This is a genomic window from Streptomyces sp. NPDC058674 (assembly GCF_042716505.1).
Classification (GTDB): Bacteria; Actinomycetota; Actinomycetes; order Streptomycetales; family Streptomycetaceae; genus Streptomyces.
In genome coordinates this window covers 46739-64605 of the sequence record NZ_JBHXSC010000014.1, presented here as the reverse complement: position 1 = coordinate 64605, position 17867 = coordinate 46739, and the positions used below count along the sequence as shown (strand labels likewise).

Below are 17867 nucleotides of genomic sequence, written 5' to 3'. Positions count from 1 at the left end.
CATGACCAGGATCATCTGCGTCGCCGGAGCCCGGCCCAACTACATGAAGATCAAACCGGTGATGGACGCACTGGAGCGCCGCGGCGCCGAGGTGTTCCTCGTCCACACCGGCCAGCACTACGACGCGTCCATGAACGACGTCTTCTTCCGCGACCTCGGCATCCGCAGCCCCGACCGGTACCTGGGCTCCGGCTCCGGCACGCACGCCGGGCAGACCGGCCGGGTGATGGCCGCCTTCGAGCCGCTGGTCGACGAACTGGCTCCGGACGCCGTGGTGGTGGTCGGCGACATCAACTCCACCCTCGCCTGCGCCCTGGTGACCGCGAAGGCCGGACCGCTGCTGGCCCACGTGGAGGCCGGCCTGCGCAGCCGCGACTGGAGCATGCCCGAGGAGGTCAACCGGGTCGCCACGGACCGGGTCAGCGACTACCTGCTGGCCCCCTCTCCCGACGCCGCCGCGAACCTGCGGGCCGAGGGGTACCGCGAGGACCAGATCCACGTCGTCGGCAACGTCATGATCGACACCCTCCTCGCCAATCTGGAGCGGGCCAGGGAGTCGGACGTCCTGGACCGCTACGGGCTGGCCCGCGGCGGGTACGGCCTGGTCACCCTGCACCGGCCGGCCAACGTGGACGACCCCGACTCCCTGCGCGGCCTGCTGAAGGCACTGGGCGAGATCGCCGGCCGCTGCCCCCTGCTGCTGCCCGTGCACCCGCGGGCCGCCGAGCGCTTGGCCGAGCTGGGCGTGCCCGCCGGCATCCGGCTGGTGCCGCCCGCCGGGTACCTCGACTTCATCGCCCTGCAGGACTCCGCCCGCCTGGTCCTGACCGACTCCGGGGGCGTCCAGGAGGAGACCACCGCGCTGGGCGTGCCCTGCGTGACCCTGCGGGAGAACACCGAGCGGCCCATCACCGTCTCCGAGGGCACCAACGTGCTCGCGGGCACGGACCCGGAGCGCGTCCTGGCCACCGTGAACCGGGTCCTCGACGATCCGCCCGCCCCGCGCTGCCCCGCGCTGTGGGACGGCCGCGCGAGCGAACGCATCGCCGAGGTCCTGCTGGACGGCCCGGACGCGCACGCCCGGCTCAGGCCCACGGACCTCGGCCCGCCCGGGGCGGGCGCCGCACCGCACCACCCGTGACACCGACGTACCCGTGACCGACGCAAGGGACAGTGCGGCCGCGCGTGGGGGACCACGACGCGGCCGCGAGGGGGAAGACCATGGATCTCGCGGAGATCTGGCGGGTGATGCGCCGGCGCTGGTACGTGCTGCTGCCCGGACTGCTGCTCACCGCGGTGCTGACCGCCGGCGTGTACCTGCTGGTCCCGGTCGAGTACCGGTCGCAGGCCACCGTGACGCTGCTGAACTCGAAGAAGGCCACGGTGGCCTTCGACGGCAACCCCTTCCTCAGCACCCAGGCCTCGCTCACCGGCATGGCCGACGGCCTCGCCCGCAACCTGAACTCGGACGACTCCGTCGCCGACCTCAAGGCCCTCGGCGTCACCGGACAGCACGAGGCGAAGATCGCCGACAACGCCCAGGGCCCCTTCATGTGGCTGAGCGTCACCGGCACGGACCCGGCCGCCGTGCTGAGGTCCGACGAGCTCTTCACCGTCTACGCCGAGAAGCGGCTGCAGGACTTCCAGAAGGAGCAGTCGGTGACCCCGGAGGCCATGATCCGCATGGCGACGATCGTGCCGCCCCAGAAGCCCGAGGCGCAGACCAAGACCAGGATCCAGTACCTCGTCATGGCGGGGGCCCTCGGCTTCGTCCTCAGCCTGGTGGCCACCTTCTTCACGGAGGCCCGCCGGCGCAGGCCCGGCGAGCACCGCCCCGCGGCCCCCGCGCCGGCCGCCCCCGAGCCTCCCGCCTCCGCGCCGGCCGCCTCCGGACCCGCGGCCCCCGCGCCGGCCGCCCCCGAGCCTCCCGCCTCCGCGCCGGCCGCCTCCGGACCCGCTGCCTCCGCGCCGGCCGCCTCCGCGTCCGCCGGCCCGGTCGTCACCGCCGCCGCCCCCGCCGGATCGCCGTGACCGGCGCCGCCACCGGCGCCACGACCGGTACCGGGACCGCCCCGGAGCCGCCGTCGCTGGGGCGCAAGGTCGGCTCCGCGGCGCGCTGGAGCCTCGTCAACACCGTCGTCATGCGCCTCGGCAACTTCGTGACCGGCATCATCCTGGCCCGCTTCTTCCTCGGCCCCGAGGCCTGGGGCGTGTACGGGATCGCCCAGACGGTCCTGCTGGTGCTGCTCTCCGCCAACGAACTCGGCGTCTCCCTCGCCATCGTGCGCTGGGAGGGCGACCCGCGCCGCTTCGCCCCGACCGTCCTCACCCTCAGCGCCGTCTCCAGCTGCCTGCTGTACGCCGGCCTGTTCGCCGCGGCCCCCGCGGTGGCCCGCGTGCTCGGCTCGCCCGAGGCCTCCGGCGTCCTGCGCGTCATGTGCGTGTGCGTGATCCTCGACGGCCTGTCCCAGGTCCCCGCCGGCTTCCTCACCCGGGAGTTCGCGCAGGGCAGGCGGATGGCCGTCGACGGCGTCAACTTCGTCCTCAGCACCGCGGTGACCCTGTTCCTCGCCGTCCAGGGCTGGGGCGCCATGAGCTTCGCCTGGGGCTCCGTGGCGGGCAACGCGGCCGCACTCATCGGGTGCTGCCTCGCCGCGCCCGGCACCCTGCGCTTCGGCTGGGACCGGGAGCAGGCCCGGGCCCTGCTCCGGTTCGGCCTCCCGCTCGCCGGAGCCAGCATGCTGGCCCTCGGCGTCGTCAACGTCGACACCATGGTCGTGGGCTCGGCGCTCGACCAGCTCGCCCTGGGCTTCTACGTGCTCGCCTTCAACATCTCCGGATGGCCCGTACGGATCGTCTCCGAGGCGGCCCGCCGCGTCTCCTTCGCCGGATTCTCCCGGCTGGCCGACTCGCCGCGGGCGCTGGCCGGGGGATTCGGCCGCGCGCTCGGCGTCGTGGTCACGGCAACCGTCCCGCTCTGCGTCCTGCTGGCCGCCCTCGCCGCACCGGTCGTGGGACTCGTCTACGGCGAGCGCTGGCTGCCCGCCGCCGCCGCGCTGCCCTGGCTGATGGCGCTCGGCCTCGTCCGCATCGGCTGCGAACTCGCCTACGACTGCCTGGTGGCCATCGGCAGGCGCCGCTCCCTCATCGCGGTCCAGGGGCTGTGGCTCCTCCTGCTGATCCCGGTCCTCGTGGCCGGCGCCGCGGCCGACGGGATCGTGGGGGTGGCCCGGGGCCACGTCCTGGTGGCCTGCGGCGTGGTGGTCCCCGTGTTCCTCCTCGCGCTGCACCGGGGCGGCATCGGCCTGGGGACCGTGGCCCGGGCCTGCGCCTGGCCCTTCCTCGGCGGCGCGGTGATGGCCGCGGTGGTGCTCGGCCTGGAGCGGCTCCTCGGCGACGGAGTCCTCGCGCTCCTCGCGACCGGAGCCGCCGGCACCCTCTGCTACGCCCTGTGCGTACTGCCCAGCCGCGCGTTCCTGCGCGGCCGGGGACCGGGGGCGGGCACCAAGGAGCCGGCCGCGACGGAGCCCGCCGCCGCAGGCTCCGGCACCGCGGGCTCCGGCACCGCCGGCCCCGACGGTGCCGGGTCCGGTACCACCCCGTCCGCCGACCCGGTCCGCGGGTAGCGGGCCGTGGCCGTGAGACACCGCCGCAAGGTCCTGGGGTCGTGGCTGCTCGCCGCCGTGCTGCTGGCCGCCGCCATGGCCCTGTTCCGCGCCGACCGCACAGGGTCGGGCGAGCCCGCGGCCGTGCCGTGCCCGGACAGCGCCCTGGAGTGCCCGGGAACCACGGGTGCGTCCGGCCGGCGCACCGCCGGTCCCAGCGCCGGTCCCACCGCCGGCCCGTCCGCGAGCCCGGCCGCGTCCGGCACGGAGAGCACGTCGCCCCCCACACCGGGCGCCCCCTCCGCGACGCCCTCGAAGGGAGCGGGGGAGGCACCACCCGCGACCACCGCCTGCGCCTCGCCCGGCGCCTGCGGATTCCCCGACGAGCGCAGCACCGGCCCGCGGACCGCCCTGGAGCGGCACGACACCGGGAACCTGTCCGTCAGGACCGACGGCACGGTCATCAGGGGCTGGGACATCCGCGGCTCGCTCGACGTCTACGCCAACGACGTCACCGTGATCGACAGCCGGATCACCTCCGCCAACTGGTGGGGGATCAACCTGCGCCCCGGCTTCAGCGGCCTGAGGGTCCTGCACACCGCCATCACCGCCGTACCGGGCGAGGGCCCCGACAACGGAGGGGTGAACTACGCCGTCTCCAACATGGGCGGCAGCTCGATCGAGGTCGGCTGGTGCGACGTCTCGGTGTTCGGCAACGCCCTCTCCATGGGCCAGGGCGACCTGCACGACAACTACGTCCACGACATCGTCGCCTTCCGCAACCAGGGCGGGGAGTGGCAGCACACCGACGCCGTGATCAGCGGGGGCGGCAACAAGGGCCGGCTGACCGTCCGGCACAACACCCTGCTGAACTCCGTACGGGTGGACCAGGGCGCCACCGCCGCCGTGGGCCTGTTCGCCGACACCGGAGTCGTCTCCTCCGTCGTCGTCGACGGCAACTGGCTGGCCGGCGGCGCCTACACCCTCTACGGGGGCGGCCCCGGAGCCACCGGCATCCAGGTCACCGACAACGTCTTCTCCACCCAGTACCACCCCGCCGCCGGGGCCTACGGGCCGGTCACCGCCTGGAACGCGGGCGGCGCGGGGAACGTGTGGAGGGGCAACCGCACCAGCGACGGCAGGCCCGTCGTCCCCGACCCCGCCCCCTGAGACCGCGAGGACTCCATGCGCCGTACCGCCCGCGCCCCCTGGGAACTGCTGAAACGGGCCTTCGGCTGGCTGGTGCTCTTCGAGGCCAGGAACAAGCTGCTGCTCGCGCCCACCGCCGTGCGGCTGCGACGCTTCGAGGACGCCGAGACCGCCCGCCTCGCGGCGCTCCTGACGCGGCCCCCGGCCGCCCTGGTCGCCACGGTGATCGCCACCCACCGGCGCCCCGAGGCCCTGCGCCGGGCGGTCCGCTCGGCCCTGGCCCAGACCGTCGCCGACCAGGTGGTCGTCGTCGTCGACGACGGCGCCGGACTGCCGGAACTACCGTCCGACCCACGGCTGTTCGCCGTCTCCCTGGCCCGCAACACCGCCACAGCCGGGGTCGTGCGCAACGTGGGCATCCGGCTGACCCGCTCGCGGTACGTGGCCTTCCTGGACGACGACAACCTCTGGGAGCCCGACCACCTGGAGCAGGCCCTCGCCGTCCTGGAGCCGGAAGGCGGACCCGACGCCGTCTACACCGCGCTGCGCAGGGTGCTGCCCGACGGCACCGAGCACGACGTCCTGTCGGTGCCCTTCGACCGCCGCCGGGCCGCCCACGAGGCCTTCCTGGACACCAACGCCTTCGTGGCGCGCCGCACCCGGTCCCTGTACTTCAGCCGGCTGCGGCGCGCCCCCGAGGTACTGCCCCGCGAGGACTGGGAACTCGTCCGCCGCTACAGCCGCCGCCACGAGGTGCGCCACCTGCCCCGCCCCACCGTCCGCTACCTGGTCAACCCGGACAGCTTCTACACGGCCTGGGACGCCCCGGCCTGAGCTCCGCTCAGGGCCCCGGGGTGGCGCGCAGCGCCGACGGGCTCGCCAGGGCGCGGGCGGCCGCCAGGCTCGCCGGCCGGCCCAGCGCCGCCCGCGAGGCCTCCCGCAGCAGCACCGCCCCGCGGAAGGCGGCGGTCGCCGCGGCCCCGTGACGGCGCCCGTAGAGCCGTACCCGGTTCAGGGTCAGCAGGGTCCACAGGCGCGGGGACACCTGCGAGTCGCCGCCGAGGTGGGTCGCGGAGGCGGCCGGCTCCAGCCGGGTGGCGAAGCCCCGGTCCCGGGCCCGCAGGCAGTACTCGGTCTCCTCCGAGTACAGGAAGAACGACTCGTCCCAGGGCCCGCACGCGTCCAGGCAGTCCCGGGAGAGGGCCATCAGCGCCCCCGTCGCCCAGTCCGCGACCGTCGCCCGCCCGTACGCGGCCGGGTCGGTGACCATCTCGCTCCAGCGGGGGAAGCGCCCGGCCCGGCGGTTGCCCAGTACCGCCTCGCCGAGGGCCCGGGTCACGCGCGACTCCCGGCGCAGCGACAGCAGCAGCGTCCGCCCGTCCTCCTCGTACAGCAGCGGGACGCTGATCCCGACCCGGCCGCCCCCCGGCGCGGGGGCCGCGAGCGCGTCGACGAGCACCTTGGCGCAGCCCCGTCGCATCCGGACGTCCGGATTGCACACCAGGGCCGCGCCGAAACCGCCCTCCCGGGCGGCGGCCCCGAGGGCGGCGTTGACGCCGGCCGCGTAGCCGGCGTTGCGTCCGGTCTGGACGACCGTCGCGTCCGGGGCCAGGGAGCGGACCAGGTCGACGGTGCCGTCTGCCGAGTCGTTGTCGGCGACGACGAGCCGCCAGTCGAGCCCGGCCATGCCCTCGGGCAGGGAGGAGAGGAAGCCGGGCAGCACGGCGGCGCTGTTCCAGGTGACGACGAGGACGGCTACCGGGCCGCCGGAACCCGCGGCGGGACGGGGGGGCTCGGGGACACGGGAGGGCATGGGGACTCCACGGTTCGGGGCTTCGGCGCCGCGCGGCGGATGAAGCCGAGGTAACTGCCCCCGGCGGCGATCGTCAGGAAGAACATCCCGGCGAACATCGGGAAGCTGAGGGCGTCGAAGGTGGCGCTGCTGACCAGGGCGACGAGGGCCGAGGCGAAGAACGCCTGCCCGAGCTCCCGGTCGGACTCGTCGCGGGCCAGCCTGCGGATGGCGCCGCCGTGGTGGATGCCGGTGAGGAAGAGGGCGAGGAGCGCGATCAGCCCCAGCAGGCCCGTTTCCGCCAGGGTCAGCATGTACTGGTTGTCGGTGAAGAAGTAGAGCTCGGGGACGAAGGTCCCCAGACCCCGCCCGAAGAGCGGGCGTTCGTCGAGGTAGGGGACGATCGCGCTGTACTTGACGGTACGGGCCTGGGTGCTGCTGTCGGAGTTCGACAGGAAGGACCCGAACAGGGTGGTGATGGTGCCGATCAGGCCGGGCACGATGACCTTGAAGCAGGCCACCGCGCCCAGCAGCAGGCCGAGCGCCGCCCAGCGCCGTTCGGGCTTCCAGCGCGGCACCATCACCAGGACCACGATGAGCGCGCCGATGATGGAGGTCCGCGACACGGTCAGCGGCAGGGCTCCGCCCATCAGCACCACCGGCCCCCAGCGGCGCCAGCCGCTCAGGTGCCGCCGGACCGGATCGAAGGCCTGCTGCACGGCGAAGGGCAGCAGCAGGGCGAGCATCCCGCCGAACTCCAGGGGCTGCGCGGTCGTGGAGCGCGGCCGGGTGAAGGCCCCCCGGTCCAGGGTGGTGATCTGGGCGACGCTCGACCGCAGGCCCGGGACGGTGATGCGCTCGGCGATGTTCGTCGCGGTGAAGAAGTCGTAGTAGCCGATGGCGGCCACCACCGCCCCCATCACCACGGTCCGCCGCAGCAGCACGTCGAGCCGGTCCCGGCCCTGGACGCCGGCGGAGACCAGCACCACCAGGGAGATCCACACGAGCAGGCCGATCAGGCCGCGGTCCGCGCCCAGCACCTCCTTGTGGGTGCTCCCCCGGGTGGCGTTCGCGAGGTACGAGGCCAGCACGGACAGGGTCAGCAGGCACATCACCACCCGGGGCAGCCGGGTGCCCGGGGCCGGCCGGATCCGGCCGGTGGTCCACGTGGCCAAATACCAGAACAGGCCGAGGATGGCGAACACGTTCGCCGGGGTCCCCACGCCGCCCATGCCCGGCAGCGTCAGGTTCGACGGGATGAAGAACGCGAGCGCCAGATAGCCGCTGAGCAGTGCCACGGCGTCGATCGGCCGGCCCCCGGGCCTCCGGCGGAGCCCGCGCGCGGGCCGCACCGCCACCGCTGCCTCCGCCACCGCTGCCGCCTTCGCCGCGGCCTCGCGCCTGCGGCGGCGGGCCACGAGCAGGCCCTCCGTCACGAAGGACAGCGCGAACCCGGCGGTCGTGCCGAGGATGACCACCGCGAGCACCTGCTGGTAGCGGCTCTTGAGCTGGGGCACCGGGGTCTGGGGCAACACCACCGGGGCGGTCTGCACGAAGTACGCCGGCTGGACCTCGGCCGCCGCCTGGAGCGCGTTGAGCTGCTCACCGGCGAACGTGGTGAGCGTGCTGGTCTCCGCGAGCACCTTGGCCCGGTCGGTCCCCGTGACGGTCAGGGTCAGCATCGGGCCCGAGGCGTTCGCCGCGAACCCGACGGCATAGGGGTCGGTCACGCCGAGGCCGTGCAGCGCGCGCGCCGCGTCCGTCCCCGACAGCGTCCTGATCAGCACGTCGGCGGTGACCACCAGCGAACCCCCGGCGTTCGACAGGGGATTGCCGAAGGCGGGGGCCAGCTCCGCGACCGCCGTGGAGTCGAGCAGCGCCACCGAGCTCTGCGACTGGTAGGAGACCGGCACCGACCGGTACAGGTGCAGGCCCGCGAGGAGCCCGAGCACGGCCAGGGGGGCCATCACGTACCAGCGACGCCGCAGCACGGCGCCTATCTCACCGATGGTCACGCACGCCCCCGCGGGAAACGGGATGTGATGACAATCCGACCGCTCGGCTGGGAGGATCGGGGACGACGGAAGGAAGGCCCTTGTCGCCTGGTGAGTTGGTCCGTGCGCTGCGCCGGCGCTGGTACGTCCTGCTCGCGGCGCTGGTGCTCGCGGCCGCCGGAGCCCTGCAGGTGCTCCGTCCCGACGAGGTGTACCTGAGCTCGGCGATCGTGGTGGTCAAACCCCCGGTGACGGGCAGCCAGCCCAACCAGCTCGCCAACCTGCAGCCGCCCCTCGCCGCGGTCTCCTACGCGGCGGTGCAGCAGCTGGAATCGCCCGCGGGCAGGGCCGAGCTCGCCGCCGCGGGCGTCGGCGGCGGCTACCGGCTGATCCCCCGCAACAGCGGTACCAGTGTCACCCCGCGCTACCTGATCCCCTCGCTCCAGGTCCAGGCGGAGCGCACCGACCCCGGCGCTGCCGACTCGGCCGTGCGGAAGGTCATCGAGGTGTACACCCGGCACCTGGCGGACATGCAGGCGCAGCAGGGGATACCGGACCCGGCACGGATGAGCGTGACCCTCCTCGTCCCGCCGGCCGCGGTCGCGCAGACGGGTACCAGGAGCCGGGGACTGGCGGGGGTGGCCCTGCTGGCCGGCGTCGGCGGGGTACTGGCGGCCCTGTGGGCCGACCGCGCCCTGGCGCGCCGGGACCGGCGCCGGAGCCGCGGCGCCGACGCCGGGACCCGGCATCCGGCCGGGGACCGGGTGCCGGCGGCCGCGGCGCCCCGCTGAGGGTGCGGGGCGCGCGGCCGTCCGGGCCGGACGGGTCATGCGGTGTCGCTGGTGGTCCATCAGATCCCTCGGCGTTCCCACGACTTCCACCACAGCCACTCGCGTCCCCGGTCGGCGACGGCCGAGAGCACCAGCGGCTGGAGGTACGGCATCACGCGCGCCCCGACGCGCCGCCGCCGGCGCAGCGCCCGGTACTCGGCGAGCGAGGCGTAGCCGGGAAGGCACTCGGCGGCGAACTCCTCCAGCTCGTCGACCGGCACCACCGCGGTCCGCCCCCGGTCGTACGCGCGGTAGGCGCGCCGCAGCGCGTACCGGGCGAGGCGGGTCCGCGCCGCCCGTGACAGCCGGTCGGCGTCCGGGAGCAGCCCGGCGCACTTGTCGAGCACCGAGTCGAAGGCGACGAGGCGCTGGCGCAGGTCGTCGAGCTGCCCGCCGAAGTCGGTGGTGGACATGTTGTCGCCGTGGACGCGGTAGAAGGCCTGGTCGGCCCCGCGGACGTAGCCCACGTCCGCGTGGGCCGCGAGCCGCATCCACATCTCGATGTCACCGGCGTGCGGAAGGTCCGGGTCGTAGCCCCCCACCTTGCGCTGGAGGCTGGTGCGGACGACCACCTCGGGCGAGGTGATGCACCCGGTGCCCTCCCGGAAGCGCCGCTCCAGCCACCACCGGCCGGGGTAGACGACCGCCCCGGTGCTCCGCGTACGGGCCTTCGGCAGCGGCCCGCCGTGCCGGAAGCGCAGCGGTCTGCCGTAGCAGAAGCCGGCCTCCGGATGCGCGTCGAGCACGGCGGCGGCCCGGACCAGGGCCCCCGGGACCAGCCGGTCGTCCGCCGAGAGCAGGGCCGTGTAGTCCCCGTCGGCCCACTCCAGCAGGCCTTCGTTGTAGGTGGCGATGTGGCCCCGGTTGGACTCGTGGACCCGGACCTCGATCCGCGGGTCGGCGGCCGCCAGGGCGCGCGCGACCGTCGCGGAGTCGTCGGGGGAGGCGTCGTCGATGATCAGCACCCGGACGTCGACCCCCTCCTGTTCGTCCAGGACGCTCTTGACGCAGTCGGCCAGGAAGTGGCCGTACTTGTAGCAGGGGATCACCACGCTGACGGTGCTCACGGGCCGGACACCTCCGTCGAACCGTCCGACGGGGCGACCGGCGCGCTGGTGGTGAAGACCGGGCCGACCCAGTAGTTCACCGAGCCGAAGGTGTTCGTGGGGAAGGCCGTGGCCGCCCCGTACTTGTAGAGGCCGTTGGCGCCGCCGCTGCCGTCCGCCGGGGCGACCAGCGGGTACGAGCGGTGCGCGGCCGTGAAGTAGCCGCCGTCCACGGAGTACCTGCCGTTTGGCGCGTGGTAGGAGGCCACGTAGGTGGTGCCCGCGGTGACGGGCACCGGGGTGGCGAAGTGGAGCTGCTGCCAGCCGGTCACGGTCTCGCTGCCGAAGGTGCCGGTGGCGAGCAGGGTGCCGGTGGCGGACCACAGGCTGCCGGTGTGGACACCGGTGTTGCCGGGGCCCTTGTAGAAGGTGATGCCGCTGACGAAGCCGTTCGCCGCGGACTGGAAACGGGTGCCCAGCTCGACGGAGTTGGTGTCGTCGCCCACGTTGGCGGTGCTGGGCGTGGTGGCGGGACCCCACAGCGTGCACGGGCAGTTGACCGTCGGCGGGCTCGCGCTGGTGGTGAAGGTCCACGTGAGCGGGGCGGCCATGGTGTTGCCCCACAGGTCGGCGGCCCGCACGGACGCCGTGTACGTGGTGTTCAGGGCCAGCTCGCCGGCCGGGGTGAAGGTGGCGCTGTTCGAGGCGCTGAGCACCTTGGCGCCGGGGACGGTGGCGCCGCCCGGGTCCTTCAGGGTGAACACCAGCGTCTCCGCGTCGATGCCCTCGCTGAAGGTGGCCTTGACCGTCGTGGTGATCGCGGTGCCGGTCGCCGCGGACTGGGGGGTGGTCGCGGTCACGCTGGGCGGCACCGTGCTCGCGGTGGAGGTGTCCAGGACCGCGTCCACCCAGTAGTTGCTGCCGGACGAAGCGGTGGCCGGGAAGCCGCCGTTCGCGCTGTAGCGGTAGACGCCGTTGCCGCCGTCGGTGCCGCTGCGCAGCGCGGTGAGCGGGGCCAGGCCGGCGTCCGCGGCCGCGAAGGTGGTGTCGTGGGAGTACCCGCCGTTGGGGGCGAAGTAGGAGGCGATGTAGGTGGTGTTGGGTTTGACCGGTACCGGCGAGCTGAAGTTCAGCTGCTGCCAGCCGGAGGCCGTCTCGTTGGTGAAGGTGCCGGTGGCCAGGCGCTGGCCGGTGCTGCTCCACAGGCTGCCGGTGTGGGTGCCGGTGTTGGCGGGGGACTTGTAGAAGCGGACGGCGGTGATCGAGCCCGCCGCCGAGGAGCGGATCTTCACGCCCAGCTCGACGGCGCTGCCGTCCCCGGCGTTGACGGTGCCCGGTACGGCCGCGGCCGGCCAGACGGTGCAGGGGCACTGCTGGGGCCCCACGGTCAGCGGCACGGTGGTGGTGGCGCCGGTGTTGACGCTGTCGTCCACGGCACGCACCTTGATCTGCGCGGGGCCGGGGGTGGTCGGGGTCCACTTGTGGCTCCAGGACCCGAGGCCCGTGGTCGCCTTCCAGGTGGTCCCGCCGTCGGTGGAGACCTCCACGCGGGCCACCACGCCGCCGCTGTCGGAGGCGGTGCCCGTGATCGTCACCGGGCGCAGGGCCGGCACGCCGGCGTTCGCCGCCGGGCCGGTCACCGTGACGGCCGGTCCCGTGGTGTCCGTGGACGCGGTCGAGGCCACCAGGTCGCCCTGCAGGGACTTGGGCTGCACCCCCATGTCGGCGAACACGTTCACCGTCGCCTGCTGCATCCGCTTGTCCGCGGTGACCACCGCGTCGTCCGGATTGCCGGTCGGCATGTCGGTCAGGCCCCAGGACCACTGGACCGTGCCCGCCCCGAACACCAGCGCGCGCGAGAGCGGGTCGCGGAAGGCCACCAGGCTGTGCGTGGCGGTGCCGTTCCCGTACGTGTTGCCGTAGTCGAGCCGGAGCTTGCCGTCGTTGATGTCGACGGTGGTCGAGGACATCCGGATCTGCCCCGGCGGCCGGTGGCCGTCCTCCACGTCGCTGTCCCATTCGTAGCCGAGGGTGCCGGCGGGGAAGGTGGCGGTCTGGGAGGGGGCCAGGTCGGCGACGCTCGTGTTGCGCCACAGCCGCATCCTGGCGAAGGAGCCCGGGACGGTGATCGCATCGCTGCGGTAGCCGTTCACGGTGAACAGGCTGCCGGTCAGCTGGTTCTGCGGCTGGAAGGGCCGCCCGTTCGTGGCGCTGGCCGGGTCCATGAAGGTGCCCGTCCAGGTGCCGCTCGGGTCGGGGACGCCGTTGGGCTGCGGGAAGGACAGCTTGGTCTCCTTGTAGCAGACCAGCGTCCGGTCGGCCGTGCCGGTCCCGTCGATGCTCGGGGCCAGCCGGGTCTTCCAGAAGACCTCGTTGCCGCTGAAGTACGTCTGGTGGAGCCCGGCCCGGCGCGCGTTCAGCGCGTTCGTGAACTGGTCCTGGGTCCAGTACTCGTCATGGCCCGAGGACATGAACACCTTGTGGTTGCCCAGCTGCGCCGCCCCCCGGGTCGACATGTCGATGCCGGACATGTAGCTCACGTCGTACCCGTTGCGCTCCAGCCACGCGATCATCTGGTACTCGGACCCGTAGATCCCGTTCTCCCCGCCGATGTCCATCGGCCGGTTGTAGCTGACCTCGTAGGCCCGCCCGTCGGGGGCGGGGCCGCCGCCGTCGTACAGGTCCTGGCCGCCGTAGTTGTTGTACGCCTGCCAGGTCTGGTCGGCGGTCTGCACGAGGATGTCGGAGCGGCTGGAGTCGTCGCGCACGACGAACGGGTACGGCATCACGCCGTTGCCGTCGGCCTGGTCGAAGTTGGCGACGTACAGGCCCGAGACGGCGTCGGACGGCACGCTCCACGTGGCCGTGACGGGCCAGTTGCCGCAGTCGACCAGGCCGGTGGAGGCCTTGGTGGCGCAGCTCCTCGGGCTGCCGCCCGGCGCGACGTTCGCCGGATGCGTCTGCGCCGCCTGGGCGGGGGTCGACATCATCCGGGCGCCGTCGCCGCCGTAGTGGCCCAGCCGGTACACCGAGACCTTGTACGGGGTCGGCGACTGGACCTTGAACTGCACGGATTCACCCGCCTGGACGCTCATCCGGGCGCTGAAGCCCTTGATGTCGCCGTAGGCGCCGGGCGCGAACCAGTCGGACATCGGGGTGCCCGGCTTGGAGTTCTCGCACACGATCGCGTTGGAGCCGGGACCGCACGGGTCCGCCGCGCCCGCGACCGCGGACGGGGGCAGGACCGCGGCCATGAGGGCCGCGACCACGGTGAAGAGGCCGTACCGGAGCAACCTTGTCCGTCTGTTCATCTGTACCTCTGTACCTCGTGGTTGCGTCAGCGCAGGGCGTCGGTGAGCGCGCCGACGACCCGCTGCTGCTGCGCGGCGGTGATCTGCGGGAAGAGCGGGAGGGAGAGCATCCGGTCCGCGGCCTGCTCGGCGTGCGGGAAGTCGCCGCGCGCGTGCCCGAGGTGGCCGAAGGCCGGGGTCAGGTGGACCGGGACCGGGTAGTGCACGCCGGCGCCGATGCCCTCGGAGTTGAGCTTGCCGACGACGCCGTCGCGGTCCGCGGCGGCGACCCGTACGACGTACAGGTGCCACACGTGGACGTTGCCCGCGGCGGTCACCGGCAGGGTGACGCGACCGGAGGCCGCCAGGTCGCCCAGCAGCGCGTCGTACCGCGCGGCGGCGGCCCGCCGGGCCGCGTTCCCGTCGGCCAGCCGGGCCAGCTTCGCCCGCAGCACCACGGCCTGCAGCCCGTCCAGCCGGCTGTTGAACCCGGCGACGTCGTGGCGGTACTTGGCGGTCCCGCCGTGGTTGGCCAGCGCCCGCACCAGCGCCGCCGTCTCCCCGTCGTCGGTGACCACCGCGCCCGCGTCGCCGTACGCCCCCAGGTTCTTGCCCGGGTAGAAGCTGGTCGCGGCGACGGCCCCGCTGCCGGGGGAGCGGCCGTCGCGGGTCGCACCCTGGCTCTGCGCGGCGTCCTCGACGACCTTGACGCGCGCCGGCAGCCGTGCGGCCAGCTCCGCGGCGTCGGCGCACTGCCCGTGGAGGTGGACCGGGACCACCGCGCGGGTGGACCTGCCGACCGCTTCCAGCGCGGCCGTCGGATTCATGAGCAGGCTGTCGGGAAGGCAGTCGACGAGGACCGGCCGGGCGCCGATCCGCGCGACCGCGCCCGCCGTGGCGATGAAGGTGTTCGCGGGCAGGACCACCTCGTCGCCGACGCCCACCCCGGCGGCCCGCAGGGCCAGTTCGAGGGCGTCGGTGCCGTTGGCCACGCCCACGCAGTGCCCGACCCCGGCGAACCGGGCGTACTCGCGCTCGAACGCGCGGACCTCCTCGCCGCCGATGAAGGCGGTGTCGGCCAGCACGCGGTCGAAGCCGGCCCGTACGTCCGCGGCGACCTCGGCGTGGGCCGCCTTCAGGTCGACGAGCGGTATCTGGTTCATCTGACTGGGCTCCCCATCGGTGTATCCGGCCGCAGGCCGGTCTCCTCGCCATCGGCCCGCAGCTCGTCGAGCTCCGGGCCCCCCGCCCCGCGCAGCCGGCGGGCCGGGCTGCCGGCCCACACCTCGCCGGGCGGCACGTCGGCCAGGACCGTGCTTCCCATACCGGTCAGCGACCAGGCGCCGACCGTCGTGTACTCGCGGACCAGCGCGCCCGCGCCCACGTACGCCCCGCGCCCCACCCGGACCCCGCCGCCGAGGCGGACCCCCGAGGCGAGCGTGGCGAAGTCCCCGACCGTGTCGTCGTGCGTGAGCACCACGTGCGGCATCACGGCCGCGTGGGCCCCCACCCGCACGGCGGCGGTCAGCACGCAGTGCGCGAGCAGGACCGTCCCCGGGCCCAGGACCGAGGACGCGGACACCGCCGCCGTGGGGTGGACCACCGTCGCGTAACGCTCCTGCGCCAGCCCCAGGCGCCGCACCAGGCGGGCCCGGACCGCGTGGTCGCGCGGACTGCCCACGCACACCACCACCGCGGCGTCCGCCGACGCGTGCACCCGGTCGCAGCCCCCCAGCACCGGCACGCCGTCCACGTCCCGGCCGTGGAGGGCCGGGTCGTCGTCGAGGTGCCCGACCAGGCGCCACCGCGGCGGCCGCCCGCACGCCGCGTCCGCGGCGGCCGCGTCCCGTACGGCCTGGGCGGTCTCCCGGGCGAAGCCGCCCGCGCCGACGACCAGCAGGTCCCGGGTCCCGGGCCCGCTCATCCGGCGGCCGCTTCGCGGAGGACCGCCACCACCCGGTCCTGCTGCTCCCGGCCCATGGTGTGGAACAGCGGCAGGATCAGCGAGTCGCGGCTGATCCGCTCGGTCACGGGCAGGGCGGCCGCGCCGTGCCCGGCGTAGGCCGGCTCCAGGTGCGAGGCCATGATGCCGCGGCGGGCCGAGATCCCCGCCGCGGAGAGGGCTTCCAGCAGCGCGTCCCGGCCGACGGGGAAGTCCTCGGCCAGCAGCACCCAGTACGACTGGAAGTTGCCCTCGCCGTGACCGGGGTCCCGGACCGGGCGCAGGCCGGGTACCTCCCGCAGCAGCTCCGCGTACCGGGCGGCGAGCTCCCGGCGCCGGGCCACGATGGCGTCCAGCCGGCCCAGCTGCACCAGGCCGACCGCGGCCTGGACGTCGGTCATCCGGTAGTTGTAGCCGACCTCCAGGTAGCTCTCGGCGATCGGCGTGGCGCTCGCGTGCCGCTGGGCGGCGGACACGTTCATGCCGTGCTCGCGGAGCCGGCGCAGCCGCTCCGCCCACCGGGCGTCGTCCGTGGTCACCATGCCGCCCTCGCCGGTGGTGATCACCTTGCGGGGGTGGAAGGACCAGGCCGCGATCAGGGCGCCGTGGCCGACGGACTTGCCGCCCACGGTCGCACCGATGCCGCAGGCCGCGTCCTCCACCAGCGGCACACCCCAGTCGGCGCACGTGGCGCGCAGCGCGTGCACGTCCGCGGGCACGCCGCCCTGGTGGACGGCGAGCACCGCCCGGGTCCTGGGCGTGCGGACGGCGTCGACGGTGGCCGGGGTCAGGTTGCCGGTGGCCTCCTCGACGTCCGCGAAGACCGGGTCCGCCCCCACGTAGCGCACCGCGTTGGCGGTGGCGATGAAGGACAGCGAGGGGACGACCACCTCGTCGCCGGGGCCGAGGTCCAGGGCGATCAGCGACAGGTGCAGGGCGGCCGTGCACGAACTCACCGCGATGCCGTGCTCCGCCCCCACCCGCTCGGCGAAGGCGCGCTCGAACGCCGCGACCCGCGGCCCCTGGGCCACCCAGCCGGAGAGCACCGCCTCGGAGGCGGCCCGCGCCTCCTCCTCGCCCAGCCACGGGACCATGACCGGAATGCGGGCCGGGACGGTGCCCGTCGCGCCCGCGCTCATCGGGCGGTCCCGGCGGAAGCGGTGGGCCCGGTGGTCCCGGCGGACCCGGCGGACCCGGCGGGCCCGACCCCCGCGGCGCCGGCGGGCCGGCCGGCGTGCGCGGCGTCGGCGGCCCGCTCGGCCCGCCACCACTCCACCAGGTCGCGCAGCCCGGTCCGCAGGTCGATCCGTGCCGTGAACCCGAGGCGCTCCGCGGTGCGCGAGACCTCCGCGAGGCGCCGGGTCACCCCGTTGACCGCGCGGGCCGGTCCGTGCACCGGGACCAGGTGGGACGCGTCCATCGCCTCCAGCAGCCCGTGCGCGAGGTCGAGCAGGCTGGTCTCGGTGCCGCCGGCCACGTTGAAGACCTCGTCCGTCAGCTCCGACTCGGCAGCCAGCAGATTGGCCCGCGCGATGTCCCTGACGTCGACGAAGTCCATGGTCTGGGCGCCGTCCCCCAGGATCAGCGGCGGCTCGCCCGCCGTGATCCGCTCCATCCAGCGGATGAGCACCTCGGTGTACAGCCCGTGGATGTCCATCCGGGGCCCGTACACGTTGAAGTAGCGCAGGACCAGGTAGTCCAGGCCGTACATGGAGTGGAAGCTGCGCAGCACGCCCTCGTTGAAGGCCTTCGCCGCGCCGTAGAAGGTGTCGTTGTTGTACGGGTGGTGCCGCTCGGTGGTCGGGAAGGTCTCCGCGAGGCCGTAGACCGAGGCCGAGGACGAGGCGATCACCTTCCCGACCCCGGCGGCGGCCGCCGCCTCCAGCACGTTGAACGTGCCGTCCACCAGGACCTCGTTGGCCAGCCGCGGCTCTTCCGCGCACTGGGTGATCCGGATGGCGGCCATGTGGAAGACCAGGTCCGCGCCCTCCGTCGCCTTGCGCACCGCGGCCACGTCGCGGATGTCGCCCTCGACGACCTCCACCAGGCCGCTCGGCAGGGCGCGGGCCAGGTTGGCGGCGCGCCCCCGTACGAAGTTGTCGAGCACCACGATCTCGCGTGCCCCGTTGTCGACCAGCAGGTCCACCAGGTTCGAGCCGATGGTGCCCGCTCCGCCGGTGACCAGGATCTTCTTGCCTCGTACGCTGCTCAACGCCCTG

At 74.3% G+C, this 17867-nt stretch carries 14 protein-coding genes; 6 read left to right on the top strand and 8 right to left on the bottom strand.

Going from position 1 to position 17867, the window contains the following annotated elements; translation table 11 throughout:
• Position 1 precedes the first annotated feature (1 nt).
• The 5 genes from wecB to ACFWU6_RS10375 all read left to right on the top strand — a co-directional run bounded on the left by wecB (position 2) and on the right by ACFWU6_RS10375 (position 5588).
• Complete coding sequence (gene wecB / locus ACFWU6_RS10395; RefSeq protein ID WP_383980295.1) at positions 2–1141, top strand: non-hydrolyzing UDP-N-acetylglucosamine 2-epimerase; 1140 nt, start codon at positions 2–4, stop codon at positions 1139–1141.
• A gap of 80 nt (positions 1142–1221) precedes the next feature.
• Positions 1222–2031, top strand: coding sequence for a chain length determinant protein (locus tag ACFWU6_RS10390; RefSeq protein WP_383980291.1), 810 nt, complete (start codon positions 1222–1224; stop codon positions 2029–2031).
• Positions 2028–3626, top strand: a complete 1599-nt coding sequence (locus ACFWU6_RS10385) for an oligosaccharide flippase family protein (RefSeq protein WP_383980289.1) — start codon at positions 2028–2030, stop codon at positions 3624–3626. The genes ACFWU6_RS10390 and ACFWU6_RS10385 overlap by 4 nt, the downstream gene beginning before the upstream one ends.
• Before the next feature lie 6 nt (positions 3627–3632).
• On the top strand, positions 3633–4775 hold the full coding sequence (locus ACFWU6_RS10380; RefSeq protein WP_383980288.1) for a hypothetical protein: 1143 nt from the start codon (positions 3633–3635) through the stop codon (positions 4773–4775).
• A 15-nt stretch (positions 4776–4790) separates the two neighbouring features.
• Positions 4791–5588 (top strand): glycosyltransferase family 2 protein, encoded by a 798-nt coding sequence (locus tag ACFWU6_RS10375; protein WP_383804292.1) that lies wholly within the window; start codon positions 4791–4793, stop codon positions 5586–5588.
• Between the two features lie 7 nt (positions 5589–5595).
• On the opposite strand, the gene ACFWU6_RS10370 is transcribed toward ACFWU6_RS10375, so the two are convergent.
• Positions 5596–6567 (bottom strand): glycosyltransferase, encoded by a 972-nt coding sequence (locus tag ACFWU6_RS10370; RefSeq protein ID WP_383804291.1) that lies wholly within the window; start codon positions 6565–6567, stop codon positions 5596–5598.
• The gene (locus ACFWU6_RS10365; RefSeq protein ID WP_383980286.1) at positions 6510–8561 is read right to left on the bottom strand and encodes an O-antigen ligase family protein; all 2052 of its coding nucleotides are present in this window, start codon (positions 8559–8561) and stop codon (positions 6510–6512) included. Before ACFWU6_RS10365 ends, ACFWU6_RS10370 begins: the two co-directional genes overlap by 58 nt.
• 80 nt (positions 8562–8641) lie before the next feature.
• Here ACFWU6_RS10365 and ACFWU6_RS10360 point away from each other — a divergent pair, with 80 nt between their 5' ends.
• Positions 8642–9331 (top strand): hypothetical protein, encoded by a 690-nt coding sequence (locus tag ACFWU6_RS10360; protein ID WP_383804288.1) that lies wholly within the window; start codon positions 8642–8644, stop codon positions 9329–9331.
• Between the two features lie 59 nt (positions 9332–9390).
• Here the strand turns inward: ACFWU6_RS10360 and ACFWU6_RS10355 are convergent, their stop codons facing one another.
• The 6 genes from ACFWU6_RS10355 to ACFWU6_RS10330 are packed head-to-tail and all read right to left on the bottom strand — an operon-like array spanning position 9391 to position 17860.
• A complete protein-coding gene (locus ACFWU6_RS10355) occupies positions 9391–10437 on the bottom strand; it encodes a glycosyltransferase (RefSeq protein ID WP_383804286.1) in 1047 nt (348 codons plus the stop codon).
• Positions 10434–13727 carry a DUF4082 domain-containing protein gene (locus ACFWU6_RS10350; RefSeq protein ID WP_383980284.1) on the bottom strand — a complete coding sequence of 1098 codons (3294 nt, stop codon included), beginning with the start codon at positions 13725–13727 and terminating at the stop codon, positions 10434–10436. Before ACFWU6_RS10350 ends, ACFWU6_RS10355 begins: the two co-directional genes overlap by 4 nt.
• 26 nt (positions 13728–13753) lie before the next feature.
• On the bottom strand, positions 13754–14869 hold the full coding sequence (locus tag ACFWU6_RS10345; protein WP_383804282.1) for a DegT/DnrJ/EryC1/StrS family aminotransferase: 1116 nt from the start codon (positions 14867–14869) through the stop codon (positions 13754–13756).
• On the bottom strand, positions 14866–15630 hold the full coding sequence (locus ACFWU6_RS10340; protein WP_383804280.1) for a NeuD/PglB/VioB family sugar acetyltransferase: 765 nt from the start codon (positions 15628–15630) through the stop codon (positions 14866–14868). Before ACFWU6_RS10340 ends, ACFWU6_RS10345 begins: the two co-directional genes overlap by 4 nt.
• Positions 15627–16787: a DegT/DnrJ/EryC1/StrS family aminotransferase gene (locus ACFWU6_RS10335; RefSeq protein WP_383980282.1), complete on the bottom strand. Its 1161-nt coding sequence runs from the start codon at positions 16785–16787 to the stop codon at positions 15627–15629. The genes ACFWU6_RS10340 and ACFWU6_RS10335 overlap by 4 nt, the downstream gene beginning before the upstream one ends.
• A complete protein-coding gene (locus ACFWU6_RS10330) occupies positions 16784–17860 on the bottom strand; it encodes an NAD-dependent epimerase/dehydratase family protein (RefSeq protein ID WP_383980280.1) in 1077 nt (358 codons plus the stop codon). The genes ACFWU6_RS10335 and ACFWU6_RS10330 overlap by 4 nt, the downstream gene beginning before the upstream one ends.
• Between the last annotated feature and the right edge of the window lie 7 nt (positions 17861–17867).